1 protein-coding gene is annotated in these 1,024 nt (G+C 38.9%); it reads left to right on the plus strand.

Annotated features, from left to right (window positions below; genetic code table 11):
- Window positions 1-1,024, plus strand: a 1,024-nt coding sequence (locus tag B0A64_RS25320; RefSeq protein WP_394364105.1) for an RHS repeat domain-containing protein, incomplete at both ends; no start/stop codon positions are given.

The following is a 1,024-nucleotide window of genomic DNA, read 5'->3' on the forward strand; positions in this document are numbered from 1 at the left end:
CAGGAGGAAACAGCAGACAAAAAGTCGATTTTAGCTACAACATCAGAGGTTGGCTTACCGGTATCAATAAAATAGAAAACCTGCAACAAGATTCAGATCCTGTAGATTTATTTGCCTTTAAGATCAATTATAATCAGTCCGGTAACTCAGCTGTTGACGCCTTGTACAATGGCAATATTGCAGAGACTTTCTGGAAAACAGCCTCAGATCAATCATTACGATCTTACGGCTACCAATACGACAATCTTAACCGATTAAAAAATGCTCTTTATCGAAAACCTAATGATGCTATTCCATCCTCTGGAGCTTACAATGAAAGTTTAAGTTATGATAAGAATGGCAATATCAAGTTTTTGCAAAGGTATGGTGATAGTGACGCGCCATCAATAGTACTACAAACAGATGATTTAACGTATGGCTATCTAAGTGAGAATTCGAATCAGCTGGAAAAAGTTACAGACAGTCCGTATGGTAATGATAATAAAGGTTTTATCGACGGAAATAAAACAGGCGATGATTATCTTTATGATGCCAACGGAAATATGATCAGTGACAAAAACAAAAACATCACCAGTATAGCCTATAACCAACTCAATTTGCCTAAGAAAATTACATTTGGAACAAGTGGTACTATTGAGTATATTTACAACGCAGCGGGACAAAAACTCGAGAAAATTGTAAAGGATCTTGCTCTGACGACTTATACCAATTATTTGGGAGGTTTTCAGTACAAATATGGTGAAAACCAGAATAATCAGGGCGGGGGAGGTTCTCCTTTACCTCCTGATAATCCGCAAGTGCCAGACGATCCACAAGATCCTAATGATCCTCCTATCGATGGAACAGATCCGCCTCCGCCAGTAGAAACGAATCGTTTTAGCGCGTTAGCGGAACAACAGATAAATGAAAAGGTTCCAACCACGCCAACATTACAATTTTTTCCAACGGCAGAGGGGTATGTAAAAAAGGAGAGTGGAGTTTTTTCGTATGTGTTTCAGTACAAAGACCATTTAGGCAACGTACG

Origin of the sequence: Flavobacterium araucananum, from assembly GCF_002222055.1 — a bacterium.
In the GTDB taxonomy this organism is placed as follows: domain Bacteria; phylum Bacteroidota; class Bacteroidia; order Flavobacteriales; family Flavobacteriaceae; genus Flavobacterium; species Flavobacterium araucananum.